Origin of the sequence: Marispirochaeta aestuarii, from assembly GCF_002087085.1 — a bacterium.
GTDB classification, from domain to species: domain Bacteria; phylum Spirochaetota; class Spirochaetia; order JC444; family Marispirochaetaceae; genus Marispirochaeta; species Marispirochaeta aestuarii.
The window spans coordinates 60,861-74,288 of sequence record NZ_MWQY01000002.1 but is presented as its reverse complement, the minus strand read 5'-3'; the positions used below and the strand labels follow the sequence as shown (position 1 = coordinate 74,288).

At 55.6% G+C, this 13,428-nt stretch carries 14 protein-coding genes; 6 read left to right on the top strand and 8 right to left on the bottom strand.

Annotated features, from left to right (window positions below; all coding sequences use genetic code 11):
* Positions 1–2: 2 nt before the first annotated feature.
* The 5 genes from phnE (B4O97_RS01830) to B4O97_RS01810 form a co-directional block, all read right to left on the bottom strand.
* Positions 3–830 (bottom strand): phosphonate ABC transporter, permease protein PhnE, encoded by an 828-nt coding sequence (gene phnE / locus B4O97_RS01830; RefSeq protein WP_083047745.1) that lies wholly within the window; start codon positions 828–830, stop codon positions 3–5.
* Positions 827–1,651 (bottom strand): phosphonate ABC transporter, permease protein PhnE, encoded by an 825-nt coding sequence (gene phnE / locus B4O97_RS01825; protein WP_083047742.1) that lies wholly within the window; start codon positions 1,649–1,651, stop codon positions 827–829. Before phnE (B4O97_RS01825) ends, phnE (B4O97_RS01830) begins: the two co-directional genes overlap by 4 nt.
* The gene (gene phnC / locus B4O97_RS01820; RefSeq protein WP_083047740.1) at positions 1,648–2,430 is read right to left on the bottom strand and encodes a phosphonate ABC transporter ATP-binding protein; all 783 of its coding nucleotides are present in this window, start codon (positions 2,428–2,430) and stop codon (positions 1,648–1,650) included. The genes phnE (B4O97_RS01825) and phnC overlap by 4 nt, the downstream gene beginning before the upstream one ends.
* A gap of 77 nt (positions 2,431–2,507) precedes the next feature.
* Positions 2,508–3,497, bottom strand: a complete 990-nt coding sequence (phnD, locus tag B4O97_RS01815) for a phosphate/phosphite/phosphonate ABC transporter substrate-binding protein (RefSeq protein WP_083047738.1) — start codon at positions 3,495–3,497, stop codon at positions 2,508–2,510.
* A gap of 70 nt (positions 3,498–3,567) precedes the next feature.
* Positions 3,568–4,632 (bottom strand): hypothetical protein, encoded by a 1,065-nt coding sequence (locus tag B4O97_RS01810; protein WP_083047736.1) that lies wholly within the window; start codon positions 4,630–4,632, stop codon positions 3,568–3,570.
* A 264-nt stretch (positions 4,633–4,896) separates the two neighbouring features.
* Between B4O97_RS01810 and B4O97_RS01805 the strand changes: the two genes are divergently transcribed.
* The 5 genes from B4O97_RS01805 (at position 4,897) to B4O97_RS01785 (ending at position 10,697) form a co-directional block, all read left to right on the top strand.
* The gene (locus B4O97_RS01805; RefSeq protein WP_083047734.1) at positions 4,897–6,474 is read left to right on the top strand and encodes a peptide ABC transporter substrate-binding protein; all 1,578 of its coding nucleotides are present in this window, start codon (positions 4,897–4,899) and stop codon (positions 6,472–6,474) included.
* A 138-nt stretch (positions 6,475–6,612) separates the two neighbouring features.
* Positions 6,613–7,542 (top strand): ABC transporter permease, encoded by a 930-nt coding sequence (locus tag B4O97_RS01800; protein ID WP_083047732.1) that lies wholly within the window; start codon positions 6,613–6,615, stop codon positions 7,540–7,542.
* A gap of 69 nt (positions 7,543–7,611) precedes the next feature.
* Positions 7,612–8,655: an ABC transporter permease gene (locus B4O97_RS01795; RefSeq protein ID WP_408606618.1), complete on the top strand. Its 1,044-nt coding sequence runs from the start codon at positions 7,612–7,614 to the stop codon at positions 8,653–8,655.
* A 15-nt stretch (positions 8,656–8,670) separates the two neighbouring features.
* Complete coding sequence (locus tag B4O97_RS01790; RefSeq protein ID WP_083048172.1) at positions 8,671–9,687, top strand: ABC transporter ATP-binding protein; 1,017 nt, start codon at positions 8,671–8,673, stop codon at positions 9,685–9,687.
* A complete protein-coding gene (locus tag B4O97_RS01785; protein WP_083047728.1) occupies positions 9,684–10,697 on the top strand; it encodes an ABC transporter ATP-binding protein in 1,014 nt (337 codons plus the stop codon). The genes B4O97_RS01790 and B4O97_RS01785 overlap by 4 nt, the downstream gene beginning before the upstream one ends.
* Positions 10,698–10,702: 5 nt before the next feature.
* On the opposite strand, the gene B4O97_RS01780 is transcribed toward B4O97_RS01785, so the two are convergent.
* Positions 10,703–11,209 carry a hypothetical protein gene (locus B4O97_RS01780; protein ID WP_158084100.1) on the bottom strand — a complete coding sequence of 169 codons (507 nt, stop codon included), beginning with the start codon at positions 11,207–11,209 and terminating at the stop codon, positions 10,703–10,705.
* 242 nt (positions 11,210–11,451) lie between these two features.
* Between B4O97_RS01780 and B4O97_RS01775 the strand changes: the two genes are divergently transcribed.
* Positions 11,452–12,711, top strand: coding sequence for an MDR family MFS transporter (locus B4O97_RS01775; RefSeq protein ID WP_158084099.1), 1,260 nt, complete (start codon positions 11,452–11,454; stop codon positions 12,709–12,711).
* Between the two features lie 15 nt (positions 12,712–12,726).
* Here B4O97_RS01775 and B4O97_RS01770 read toward each other — a convergent pair whose 3' ends face one another.
* Complete coding sequence (locus B4O97_RS01770) at positions 12,727–13,155, bottom strand: TA system VapC family ribonuclease toxin (protein WP_083047722.1); 429 nt, start codon at positions 13,153–13,155, stop codon at positions 12,727–12,729.
* Complete coding sequence (locus B4O97_RS01765; protein WP_143305481.1) at positions 13,152–13,400, bottom strand: DUF2191 domain-containing protein; 249 nt, start codon at positions 13,398–13,400, stop codon at positions 13,152–13,154. The genes B4O97_RS01770 and B4O97_RS01765 overlap by 4 nt, the downstream gene beginning before the upstream one ends.
* Between the last annotated feature and the right edge of the window lie 28 nt (positions 13,401–13,428).

Sequence of the window (13,428 nt, the reverse complement as noted above, 5' to 3'; positions counted from 1 at the left end):
TTTCAGATAATTTTACGTCGTACTATACCCGTTACAACCTCTCCGAATAGTACTACCACGACGATGGAAACCAGTACCATGGACACGGTGTTCCATCGGAACAGATCGATGGCCACCTGGAAGAGCATGCCGATGCCGCCCGCGCCGACCATGCCCAGAACCGTTGATTCCCGGATGTTTATGTCCCATCGCAGGATCGCAACGGCCCAGAAGCTGGGAATTATCTGCGGTACGATGGCGTAATTGATGATATGCCCCTGGGATGCCCCGGATGCCTGCAGGGCCTCTATGGGTCCCCAGTCCATCTCTTCTATGCTCTCCCCTATGAGTTTGCCCAGGAATCCGACGGAACGGAAGGCGATCGCCACAACACCGGCCAGGGGACCGGGTCCCAGTATGGCCACAAACAGCAATGCCCATATGAGGGTATCGATGGACCGGGAAGAAACGATGATTACCCGGGCGATGGCGAGGGTAAAACGGTTGGGGGATACGTTCCGGGCGCCGAAATAGGCTACCGGCAGGGAGATGATGATGGCCAGAAGGGTGCCGACGCTGGCTATATTTATAGTCTCAAGCAGGGCCGGCAGAATCTCCGGCAGCGCCCGGGGATTGGGCGGGATCATGCGGTAGATCATGTCCTGCATCTCCGCGGGAGCAGTCCAGACCCAGGGCCAGAATACGTCGATGGTGCTGATGGTCCAGAGGAGAATTCCCGCCACGATAAACATACCCGCGAAACGGCGCATGCGCTGAAGAGGGGTGTAGCGTTCCCAGCGAAAGCTTTCTCCGCCGATGTCCTTTAAAGGAGCCGTTGTAAGGTTCTTCATCGCGTGAACCTCCTCAGCCTGGAACTGACCGATTCAGCGAAGAGTATGATGATGATCATCACCAGCAGAATAGCGGAGGCGGTACCGTAATCGTATCGACCGAAGGCGGAGTTCAGGGTGTTGCCGATACCCCCGGCACCCACAAGACCGATGACAGCCGAAGCCCGGAGATTGATATCGAGCTGGTACATGGTAAGCCCGATAAGCCGGGGCATGATCTGAGGCAGAACCGCGTAAACCAGAACGGAGAAGTACCCCGCTCCCGTGGAGCGGATCGCCTCGATCTGACCGTGCTTTATCTCCTCGATCGCTTCGGCCAGAAGTTTTCCCACGAAACCGAGGGTGTAGATAATCAGGGTTAGAACACCGGCAAAGGCTCCGAAGCCGACGGCCTTTACAAAGAGCACACCCAGAACCACCGGGTGCAGGCTGCGGGCGACGATGATAATTCCCCTGCCGAGTCCGTAGATCGGCAGTATCGCGATGTTCCGGGCCGCCGCAAAGGCGAAGGGAATGCTCAGTAAAACGCCGGCAAAGGTGGCCAGAAAGGTTATCTGGATACTTTCGATGAAGCCGGTAAAAATAAGTTTGCCCCGGGCGCTGAAATCCGGGGGAATTGCGCCGGAGAAAATCTGCATTGCCCGGGGAATCCCCCGCACAATCCTTTCGGGGTTTACCTCCAGGGTATTGAATACATAGGCAAAGTAGACGACGAAGGCCGTAAGGAGACCGTAGCGCAGTACCGGATTTGAAATAAACGGAGGACGTTTCCAGTGAAAATGTCCGGCGGAGGATCCTCCGCCGCTCAGAGCTTTGTTCATCGGCTCTGCTCCGTGTGGTGATGGAGCTGTTCGTCGAGCTCTTTTTTATCGGCGTAGATTTTTTCCAGGTGTTCGTCAGTGAGTTCATCGGGCTTTCCGTCGAACACGATCACCCCGCCCCGGAGTCCGACAATCCTGGCGGCATACTGCTTGGCCTGGGCCACGTTGTGCAGGTTGATCAGCACCGGCAGGTGAAGCTCCTCCGTCAGCTGAGCGATGAGCTCCATGATTCTCTCGCTGGTTTTCGGGTCCAGCGAGGCGGTCGGCTCATCGGCCAGAAGAATACTGGGATTCTGCATGAGGGCCCGGGCGGCGCCGACGCGCTGACGTTCACCTCCGGAGAGTTCATCGCAGCGTTTATTGACGTACTGGGAGAGCCCGACCCGCTTGAGCAGAGCGTATGCGTGGTCGATGTCCTCCTGGGGGAATTTGCGAAAGGCACCCCGCAGGAAGGGAATGTATCCCAGACGTCCGGACAGCACGTTTTCCATAACCGTGAGGCGGTCAATCAGGTTGTAGGCCTGAAAGATCATACCGATCTTTCTGCGGGCGTGCTGCAGCGCTTTGCCCTTTAGTGTGAGAAGGTCCACACCGTCTAAAAGAATCTGCCCTGAATTCGCGGTTACCAGGCGGTTGATACAGCGCAGCATTGTACTTTTTCCGGCCCCCGAGGAGCCGATAATGGCAGTCAGATGTTTGTCCTGGGTGGAGAAGTTCAAACCCTTCAATACGGGTTCGCTTGCCCCGTAGCTCTTAACGAGATCTTTTATTTCAAGCATGATGAGTCAGTGTAGTGTCAATAAAAACCGGTGTCAACGAAAATATCGACACCGGTCAGACCGTTCAGTGAGAAGGGCTATTTGAGTCCTTCGAAGGTATATTCTATACCGTTGTACTCATTGATCTTTCTGATCTGGGCCCACTGGTTCTTGTAGGTTATCTCGATAAACCCGTCGACATTGAACTCCTCTCCCAGGGGGGTTCCCGCAAACTCATAGGTAAGAAAGGCTTCCTTGATCTTTTTTACCAGGTCGGGATGCAGGTTGTGGGCGTATCCGTAGGAGGTGGTGGGGAAGGGATCGGTTTCGAAGATGATCCGAACGTCCGCGGGATCGAAGAGTCCCCGTTCCGCCATACGATCGACCACCTCGGAGGCCACTGGCGCCGCGTCGTAGTCTTTTGCGACTACACCCAGGGCCGAGTTTTCATGACTGCCGGAGAACTCGATTTCGTAATCTTCTCCGGGAACAACCCCGAAGTCCGGGAAGAGCGCCTTGGGCGCCTGGTTGCCGGAGTTGGATGTGGGGGTTGTATGGGCCACGCGCTTGCCCTTCAGGTCCTTGAGCTCGTACAGATCGCTGTCTGCATGTACATATACCTGCAGGGTGTAACCGAACTGGCCGTCCGCTCCTCCCATTATGGCGAAAGGCACATAGCCGGCCAGGTTCACCGCAAAGGGAGTCGGGCCTGTGGAGATTCCGGCGATATGGAGCCGACCGGCCCGCATGGCCTCGACCTGGGCCGCATAGGAATCCACGGAAAAAAAGCGCACCTTGCGCCCTGTTACTTTCGCCAGGTAGTCCATAAAGGGCTGCCAGATGTCCTCGTAGACCGCCGGATCTTCAACGGGGGTATAGGCGAATATAAGGGTGTCCGGGTCGGCCCACTGGCTTGAATCCTTGGGCAGATCCGCTACAAGATCCATGTCCTCGTCGCAGTACATGACGTCGAGAAGTCCCCGGTTCGAGCATTCCGCCGGTGCCATAGCTTCTTCCGCTGATCCGCCGGCAAACACCAGTGGTACAGCTGCAAGGAGCAGCAGGATGAACAGTACTGATTTCTTCATTCAGGTTCCTCCAAAAATAAAATGTGAAAATATCATATCATGAGAAGCGATAAAATCGGTTAAAATCGTGTTAAAAATGGATCTCCGGAAAGAACCTCTCAAAGGGCAGCGGTCCGGCGGAACCTTCCCGTACGGTCCGGATCAGGTAGTCGAGCAGCGGCAGCCGGTCCATGGCGACGATTTGACGTTCCAGGAGCCCGGGCAGGGCCCGTTCCATGGTTTCGATTATCGAGAGAGACTCGATGGTGACTCCCTCCATCTCCTTCTGCGCCTCCGCCATGCTTTTGCCTGAACCAAGAAGAGTTCCAAGACGCAGGTTGCGTCCCCCGGCACAGGTAACGTAGTAGTCCCCGGCCCCCGGCAGGGATGAGGCGAAGGAATCGTTGAAACCGCAGGACCTGATCAGATACTTTATTTCTTTGACTCCCTGCCCGAAAACCGCAGCGGCAGGATTGTGCATCCGGGCTCCGGAGGAATCCTCCCCTCCCGGCTGGTCAGCCTGGCCGCGGGCTATGCCCACCGGCAGGGTATAGGCGTTCTTGAGGGCCGCGGCGATCTCCAGGGGATAGACTTCGGTGGAGGGCCAGACGTGGTAGTAGGAAGTTCTGAAGATATCCGCGAGCCAGCGGGAGATCTCCCCCTTCTCTGAAGCGAATACCACGCATGAGTGGCCCCGGGCTGCGAGCTCGGCGGCAATGCAGGGACCTCCGATGGCGGAGACGGAACACCCCGGGCCTCCGGCGGTCGCCAGGGCTTTTTCGTAGACTGTTGTCAGGGCCAGGAGATCCCCGTTCTCCGCGGCTTCGAGTCCCTTGGTAACGGCGATTATCGGCAGGGGCTTGTGCAGGACCTTTGCCAGGGTTTCGGCGGACCAGCGCACTCCATGGGAGTTGACCCCGGAGAGGATAAAATCCGCCCCGTGGAAGGCTTTGTCGAGTTCCGTCCATTGGAAGGCCTTTACTTCGGCGGGAAGATTTTTTTTCAATCCCGGATGGTACCCCCGGGCTTTGACTTCGCCGATAATCTCCCCGTCCAGGTGGGTCCCCACCAGGCGAACGCTGTGACCCTTGTCGCTGAGCGGAAAGGAGGTTGCCGAGCCCATGACCCCGGCGCCGAAGATTACTGCTGTCGCCATAGGTCACTGTAGAACGGAAAAGGCCGGGGGGCAAGGGTGGAAGACCTGGGGCCATTAACGGAAGAACATGATGCTGTGCCTCGGTGATGAATTCTTAAAGCACGACACTCCCCTTGTATTAAGTAATCATTAATCTGCTTAATTCTATATGCAGAAAAAGATCCGCTACTGCCGGTTTCTGTAAGTCCGGGTGAAATTTATTGCGGGGTGACCACTTTTAATGTATTGTTTTAAGATATTCAAACTTTAAAAGGAGAAGGATTTATGAAGAAGTTATTAGCTGTCCTGCTCTGTACTCTGGTTCTGATGGCAGTATTCCCCGGCGGCCAGAAAGACGGCGGTTCAGGAGCGGAGTTCGTCATGGGGAACGGTGCCGAGCCAGAAGCCCTGGATCCGCACCTGATCGAAGGTGTACCGGAGCATCGAATATACATGTCTCTCTTCGAGGGACTTACTACCATTGATCCGAAAACCGGCGGTCCCATCCCCGGTCTGGCCGAGAGCTGGGAACGGAGCGAGGATGGTCTTCAGTATACCTTCAAGCTGCGCAAGGCGGTCTGGAGCGACGGAACCAAAATCACCGCCCAGACGGTGGTCGATTCCTGGCTGCGGGGTATGAATCCCGATACTGCCTCTCCCTATGCCTGGTTTCCCAACATGTTCGTCAAGGGAGCCGAGGAGTACAACTCCGGTAAAGCCGGTCCGGAAGCGGTACAGATCCGTGCCCTGGACGATTACACCTTCCAGATCGACCTGATCGGTCCACTGCCCTATGTAGCGGATGCCCTGACCCACTACTCCTTCGCGGTTGTGCCGATGCACGCCATCGAAAAATATGGAGACGAATGGACGCTCCCCGAAAACTTCGTCGGCAACGGACCCTTCGTTCTGGAGGAGTGGAAGCCCCAGGAATCCCTTTCCGTCGTTCCCAATGAAAAATACTGGGACAGGGACGCAGTCAAACTTTCCAGAGCGACCTACCTGCCGCTGGAAGACGACAACACTGCCTACAATATGTACCTCAACGGCGAGGTGGACATGATTGTCGAGGTTCCGCTGGACATGGTCGAGCAGGCGGAACAGCACAAGGACTATCAGGTTGCCCCCTACCTGGGAACCTACTACTACCTGGTCAACAACGAACGGCCTCCCTTTGACGACCCCAGGGTCCGCAAAGCCCTGGCCCTGGGATTTGACCGGAAGGAGCTCGTGACAAAGGTCTCCAAGGGCGGTGAGGTTCCGGCTTATTCCTTTGTGCCGACCAATATGCCCGGATTCCCCGGAGGAGAACTCTTCTCCGACAATCTTGCCGAGGCCAAACGTCTCCTTGCCGAGGCAGGCTTCCCCGATGGAAAGGGTTTTCCGAAGTTCGAGATCCTCTACAACACCTCCGAGGGGCATAAGAAGATCGCCGAATACATTCAGCAGGCCTGGGCCGAGAATCTCGGTATAGAGTGCGATCTCTTCAACCAGGAGTGGCAGACCTACCTGGCAACCCGTCGAACCCACGATTTCGCGGTGGCCAGAGCCGGATGGATCGGAGACTATACTGATCCCAACACCTTCCTGGACATGTTCCTGACCGGAAGCGCCGGAAACGACGGACTCTACTCGAATCCCGCCTACGATGAAGCCGTCAGGAAGGCGGCCACCATGCCCGACAGTGAGGCGCGGTATCAGGTGCTCAGGGATGCGGAGACCTATTTTATCAAGGAGGATATGGGAGTACTTCCCATCTACTTCTATGTCTCTCAGAATATGATCGATACCGACAAGTGGGGGGGATGGTACACCAACATACGTGACTATCATCCTCTCAAGGCAGTCTACCTGAAGGAATAGTCCTGAACCATTCCATGGCTGTACCATGTTCTGGGGACCGGTCTGCTGTACCGGTCCCCGGTTTTCCCTCTGCAGCACTGATCAAATCAAAAAGTCCCGTTTTACGTAGCAGTGACCCTAATTCTCAACGGGGGATATATGACTAAATATATCATCAGACGGCTGATCGGACTGATTCCGACGCTGTTTATCATCATTACCATCAGCTTCTTTATAATCCGGATTGCACCGGGCGGGCCATTTATGGCCGAACGGGCCCTTACCGAGCAGGTTATGGCCAATATCGAGGCTAAATACCATCTCGACGAACCATTGATCGTGCAGTACCTGCGGTACGTCTGGGACATCCTGCGCGGGGACCTTGGACCCTCCTACCGGTACAACGATCATGACGTCAACTTCTACATCTTTTCGAGTCTTCCGGATTCCCTCTTTCTGGGGGTAGTCAGTCTGGTGATAGCGATTTTTCTGGGAGTCGGGGCGGGGATGCTCGCTTCGCTGCGGCAGAACTCCTGGATTGATTACGCAGCTATGTCCTTTGCCGTGGTGGGTATTTCTGTTCCTCTCTTCGTAATTGGTCCGGTTCTTATGTGGATATTCGCGATGAAGCTCGGCTGGCTTCCCACCTCGGGCTGGATTACCGGCCGCTACGGCTGGGTTACCCTGATCATGCCGGCGATTACCCTGGCCATGCCGCGATTCGCCAACATTGCACGGCTCTCCCGGGCAAGTATGCTGGAGGTACTCCGCAGCGACTATATCCGGACTGCCCGCGCCAAGGGTATGAGCGAAGGGGTCGTGATGTTCAGGCATGTGCTGAAAGGGGCGATGCTTCCGGTGGTCAGTTACCTGGGGCCCGCCTTCGCTGCCACTGTAACCGGTTCGGTTGTTGTTGAAACGATCTTCCGTGTGCCCGGTCTCGGACGCTTTTTCGTTCAATCCGCCCTGAACCGCGACTACACGCTAATCATGGGAACAGTAATCGTCTATTCGGTGATCCTCATCCTCATGAATTTCATTGTCGATATCATTTACGCCTTCCTGGATCCCAGGGTTTCGTATAAATAGGAGGTCACTGGTATTATGCTGCGCAACATTTTTTTCTGGAAAAAACAGGAAGACCTCCCGGTAAACGGGCTGAACCAGATCGAGAAGGGCAACAGCCTCTCCCGGGATGCCTGGAACCGGCTCAAAAAGAACCACATGGCCATGGCGGGCCTGGTGATGGTGATTGTCTACACCATTCTTTCGATTACAGCGCCGATTCTCCCCATCTACTCCTACAAGAAGATCATCTCGGACCATCAGGACCTGCCGCCTTCATTGACGAAGACCGCCGGCGAACTCTGGTACGAGAAGGAGCTGAAGGCCATGCAAAGGGTGGCAGAGAAGGAAGGACGGGAACTCAACGAGGAAGACAAGGCACGTCTGGATGAGATCAGGCACAGGATTGCCACTGAAACGATGGAGTATCGGGGCAAGACCGTCAAGGTACATGAACGGCGCTACCTTCTCGGTACCGATTACCATGGCAGGGATATGCTGGCCAGGATTATCTACGGCGGGCAGGTATCCATCGCCATCGGCTTTATCGGCACCTTTACATCCTTTATTATCGGCATCCTCCTCGGCTCCCTGGCAGGGTACGTGGGAGGCAAGACCGACTACATGATCATGCGCTTCGTGGATGTAATGTACGGACTTCCATATATGCTGCTGGTCATTATTTTCATGGCGATATTCGGGCGTAACATTCTCAATCTGTTTCTCGCCCTTTCGGTGGTAAGCTGGCTGACCGTTGCCCGGGTGGTACGCGGTCAGATTATTACCCTGAAGAACTCGGAGTTCGTCGAGGCCGCCCGATCGATGGGGGCGGGTACCTGGAGGGTGATCCTCAGACATCTCATTCCCAATACCCTCGGCATCATTATCGTGTTCGCTACCCTGCGGATTCCCACCTTCATCATGATGGAGTCCTTTCTCTCCTATCTGGGGTTAGGTGTATCCGCACCCTACGCCTCGTGGGGGTCCCTGGTAAAGGAAGGTGTGGACGGCATGACGATCTACCCCTGGCGGCTCTTTTTTCCCGCCGCGGCGATGACGCTCTTCCTCTTCGCAATGAATTTTCTCGGAGACGGACTGCGCGATGCCTTTGATCCTCAGAGCAAGAACAAGCTCTAGCGGGGCTGACTGATGATGAAAGCTAAGGAGCAGCATGTGGAACACACAGATATTATACTTGAGGTAAAGAATCTCCGGACCCAGTTCAGAACCGATGATGGTATCGTAAAGGCCGTTGACGGGGTCTCCTTTACCCTGCACAGAGGAGAAACCCTCGGAATCGTCGGTGAATCCGGATCGGGCAAATCGGTGACCAATCTGTCGATCATGCGCCTGATACCTTCCCCTCCGGGAAAGATTGTCGCCGGGGAAGTACTCTTTGACGGCAGGGACATCCTTAAACTGAAGAAGGAGAATCTGCGGGATATACGGGGCAACCGGATCTCCATGATCTTCCAGGACCCCATGACGAGCCTCAACCCTTTTTTAAGGATTTCGACCCAGCTGATCGAAACCATAGTTCTTCACCAGGGTCTCAGTAAACCCGCCGCCCGCGAAAAGGCGATCGAGATGCTGAAGAAGGTCGGTATTCCGAATGCCGAAAAGCGGGTGGACAACTACCCGCACCAGTTTTCCGGCGGTATGCGGCAGCGGGTTATGATCGCCATGGCTCTGAGCTGCAATCCGAAAATCCTGATTGCGGATGAGCCGACCACCGCCCTGGACGTCACCATCCAGGCCCAGATCCTGGAGCTGATGCAGGAACTCTCTGCCGAGCTTGGGACCGCCCAGATTCTGATTACCCACGACCTCGGAGTGGTGGCGGGAATGTGTGATAATATCTGTGTCATGTATGCGGGGCGCATCGTGGAGAAAGCGAATGCCGACGAGCTCTTCGAAGAGCCGAAACACCCCTATACCCGGGGGCTCATAAAGTCCGTACCGCGGATTGACCAGAAAAAACACGAGAAGCTCTACTCCATCAAGGGGCAGCCCCCCAACCTGATAGATCTGCCGGATTGCTGTCCTTTTCATCCCCGCTGCGAACATGCAATGGAGATCTGCCGCAGCCGGTACCCTGCAGCCACTGAATTCGAGGGCGGCCGCAGCGTCAACTGCTGGCTTTATGATGCAAAGGAGGTGACGCTGTGAGCAATGCGACTCTCCTGGAAACCAGGGACCTGAAGCTCCATTTCCCCATCGAAGAGGGAATACTCCTCAAAAAGACAGTCGGACATATCCGTGCGGTGGACGGCGTCTCGCTGTCCATTAACAGGGGGGAGACCCTCGGGCTGGTAGGTGAATCGGGCTGCGGCAAGAGTACGACCGCCCGGGCCATAGCACAACTCTACCCCCCGACAGCGGGAAAGGTTTTCTTTCAGGGACGAAACCTGCCCGAACTGAGCCCCAGGGAACTTCTGAAGGCCCGGGGGGATATGCAGATGGTCTTCCAGGATCCCTACGCTTCCCTCAATCCCCGTATGACCGTTCGCAGCATCATCGCGGAGCCTCTGCAGATCTACACACGACAGAAGATCCTCCGGCTCTCCCAGAACGAAATTGAACGAAGAGTAGAGGAGCTGATGGAGCGGGTCGGTTTATCGAAGTTCTACAAGAACCGGTACCCCCACGAGTTTTCCGGCGGTCAGCGGCAGCGCATCGGGATCGCCCGTGCCCTGGCTCTGAATCCGAAGCTGATTCTTCTGGACGAACCGGTCAGTGCCCTGGATGTCTCCATCCAGTCGCAGATCCTGAATCTGCTGGTGGAGCTGCAGAAGGATCTTGGGCTTACCTATCTCTTTATTGCCCATGATCTGGCGGTCATCGAGTATATCAGCACCCGGGTCGCGGTAATGTACCTGGGAAAAATCGTCGAGATCGCCGAGGCGACGGAGCTCTACAGGAATCCACGGCACCCCTATACCCAGGCTCTGCTTTCTGCAGCGCCGATCCCGGACCCGAAGGTTGAGCGGCAGCGCAGACGAATCATTCTGACCGGAGATGTTCCTTCCCCCGACAGGGAGCGCCACGGCTGCTATTTCTACGACCGCTGCCCGAAGAGGATGGATGTCTGTAAGGGGAATATTCCTGAGCTTCTGGAAACCGACAGCGCCCACGAGGTTGCCTGCTACCTGTACCAGGATACAAAAGGACTGAAGTAGTCAGGCTATCCGATCCTGTTCAGGAGAGGCTTGGAACAGAATCCGGCGATCTTCGCCGCTCTGGTTTCGAGCCTCTCCTTTTTTGCGTATCTGAGAATCTCTATCGTCCGGTCTCCGTCCCCGCGAGTTTCTACGGCGAGTACAAGGTAGCTTGGCAGAAAGGAAGGGGCCTGCGGGTCGGTGCCTCTCAGTTTTCCCTTGGTAAAGGAGGAGAGGGTAAATTTCTCCACCTCTTCAGACGGGTAGATGCGCACAGCCTTGAGAAACAGCAGCCCATGACGGCTCTCGATTCCACCGTCCGCTGAGAATATCCAGCGTTCCTCGTAGAGCGATGCCAGCAGGGATGCGGCCATCAGAAGAAGGGGCATCAGAGCCGTATTTTCCCCCGCGGCCGCTGAAAAGGCGATGGCTGTTCCGAGAACGGCTGCGATTATTCCGAGGAGAACACGGAACACCCTCGAGGGACGCAGTTCAAGCCGACCGTCCCCCCGCAGGGAGAGTACAAGGTTCACCGGGGGTATCCCTTGTTTCCGCGCGTATGTGCCGGGTGAACCGGCCCGGGATCTGTCATGCCCAAAGGCTACCCGAAAACGGAAGGGGAAGGCAAGGCAGATGCAGGGTACCATCACCTGGGGAAAACAGGGGGTCCAGCTGTTTTAAGATGTCCGGACCTGTAAAAAACCGGAAATACCTGTTCATAACAGCATGGAACTTCTGGAACAAAGCACCCCATACCGGGTACAGTCCTGTAATCATGAAACCAGTTCCCGAATTTAAAAAAAATATTCTGTCGAGGGCCGCCACCCCCTATAGGGATCTGCCTGCCAGCGTCTATGCCCTTTTTACCGCCACAGTGGTGAACGGCACCGGTATTTTTGTCTTTCCCTTCCTCGCCCTGATTCTCACCCGGCGTTTCGGACTCTCACCGAAGGAGACGGGGGACATCCTCTTTCTGACTACCATAGCCTATGTTCCGGGTAATCTCATCGGCGGTAAAATGACAGACCTCTTTGGCCGCAAGCGCGTCATGATGATATCCCAGTTCCTGAGCGCCCTCATGTTTGTTCCCTGCGGCTTTCTTTCCGACCCCTACATGATAGCGGGTTTCGTAATTGCCTCCGTGTTTTTCGACGGTATAACCGACCCGGCGAGACAGGCCATGAGCATGGATGTAACCAGGCCGGAGAACAGACAGACGGCTTTCAGCCTGATCTACATGGGCCATAACCTCGGCTTTGGAATCGGGCAGCTCATCGCAGGCTTCCTGTTTGCTGCAGCCCCCTCCTGGCTCTTCTGGGGAAACGCCTGCGCCGCCTGTGCCGCCCTGGTCCTGGTTGGCGTGTTTATTCCCGAGACCCTTCCGTCCCGGGAAGAGCTGGAGCTGAGCATGCTTTCAGACTCCACGGAAAAAGCCCTTGACGGAGGACTCTTTCGGGCGCTTCTTTCCCGGCCCAGGCTGCTGGTCTTTTCGTTTCTGATTACTTTTTACGGTTTCGCCTACGCTCAGCATCGCTTCGCCCTTCCAATGCAGGCGGGTGAACTGTTCGGTGACGACGGCGCCAGGCTCTTCGGTTTTCTGATGACCATGAACGCCGTTCTCGTCATTATCCTGACGACGCCTATAGTAGCTCTGATGAAGCGTTTTGCCCCCATCTTCAATGTGGCTGTTGCGGGGCTCCTCTTTGCCTTTGGTTTTGGAATACTGGCCTTCGCCCGCTCTCCCTGGGTCTTTTTTATGTCCACTCTTATCTGGACCACCGGTGAGGTTCTCAACGTCACCAACGAACGTGTCTATGTTTCAAACCATACCCCCATGAGCCATCGGGGCCGTTTCAATGCCGTGCTTCCCCTGGTAACCGGTCTCGGATTCAGCATTTCGCCGCCCGTCGGAGGCCGGATCGCCGACCTCTCAGGCATACCGTCGGTCTGGATAATGGTAAGCTCCGCCGCGGCTCTGGCAGCGCTCGGGTTGTTCTATCTCGGTGTGTGGGAACGTCGCAGGAATTTCGCGTAAAGCCTTCGGGAAGAATTATGCCAGCGGGTTTACCCAGGACAGCTTCGGAAATCTTGCAAAGTCACCGTCGGTGGAACAGAGCGTAAGACCGTGTTCCATCGACAGGGCGGCCAGATGGGCGTCAGGAACCAGATTCGCGGCTGGTTTAATGCTGCGATAAATATTTTCCAGAATGGAAAGGTGATTTTCCGTCGCTTGAGGAATCCATACGGGTTTGCAGGAGGTCCAGTACCTGATTACCTTCCAGGCTTCCTCCGGGGAAACCGGAGGAGAGAATATCCGTGGATTGGTGACGCTTCGGAGAAATGCAAGCATACTTTCCCAGGGGATCCCCACCGGAGCGTTTCCGTTGAGCTTTCCGTCCAACCACTCTTTGGCACCGGCATGACTGGAGCTGGACTTCATGCTCGCATAAATCAGCAAATCTGCATCAATCAGAATCAAGAGTAATCCTCACGCTCTGCTACTGCGAGAATTTCTGAAATGTTATCAAGGTCTGCAAAACGGCAGGGACCGGAGCTCAATTCCGGGGTGGAATAGTGCCGATGTTCCTCAGCCTGCTGACTGCTTTCCACCAGGCCTTTGCGCAGCAGATCATTAACCACAACCTTGAAGGGTTTCTGATCCCGCCTTTGTATCCTTCGTATCATTGCGGCCACATCGTCCTCTATTGTCAAAGTTGTTCTCATGGACAGAATTTACATTGATAATGTTCTG

Bases quoted from the DNA above. Each gene is read 5' to 3' on its own strand.
- B4O97_RS01775 (WP_158084099.1), top strand. From the start codon at position 11,452: ATGAAACCAGTTCCCGAATTTAAAAAAAATATTCTGTCGAGGGCCGCC.
- phnE (WP_083047745.1), bottom strand. From the start codon at position 830: ATGAAGAACCTTACAACGGCTCCTTTAAAGGACATCGGCGGAGAAAGC.
- B4O97_RS01805 (WP_083047734.1), top strand. From the start codon at position 4,897: ATGAAGAAGTTATTAGCTGTCCTGCTCTGTACTCTGGTTCTGATGGCA.
- B4O97_RS01810 (WP_083047736.1), bottom strand. From the start codon at position 4,632: ATGGCGACAGCAGTAATCTTCGGCGCCGGGGTCATGGGCTCGGCAACC.
- phnC (WP_083047740.1), bottom strand. From the start codon at position 2,430: ATGCTTGAAATAAAAGATCTCGTTAAGAGCTACGGGGCAAGCGAACCC.
- B4O97_RS01790 (WP_083048172.1), top strand. From the start codon at position 8,671: ATGAAAGCTAAGGAGCAGCATGTGGAACACACAGATATTATACTTGAG.
- B4O97_RS01765 (WP_143305481.1), bottom strand. From the start codon at position 13,400: ATGAGAACAACTTTGACAATAGAGGACGATGTGGCCGCAATGATACGA.
- phnE (WP_083047742.1), bottom strand. From the start codon at position 1,651: ATGAACAAAGCTCTGAGCGGCGGAGGATCCTCCGCCGGACATTTTCAC.
- B4O97_RS01800 (WP_083047732.1), top strand. From the start codon at position 6,613: ATGACTAAATATATCATCAGACGGCTGATCGGACTGATTCCGACGCTG.
- phnD (WP_083047738.1), bottom strand. From the start codon at position 3,497: ATGAAGAAATCAGTACTGTTCATCCTGCTGCTCCTTGCAGCTGTACCA.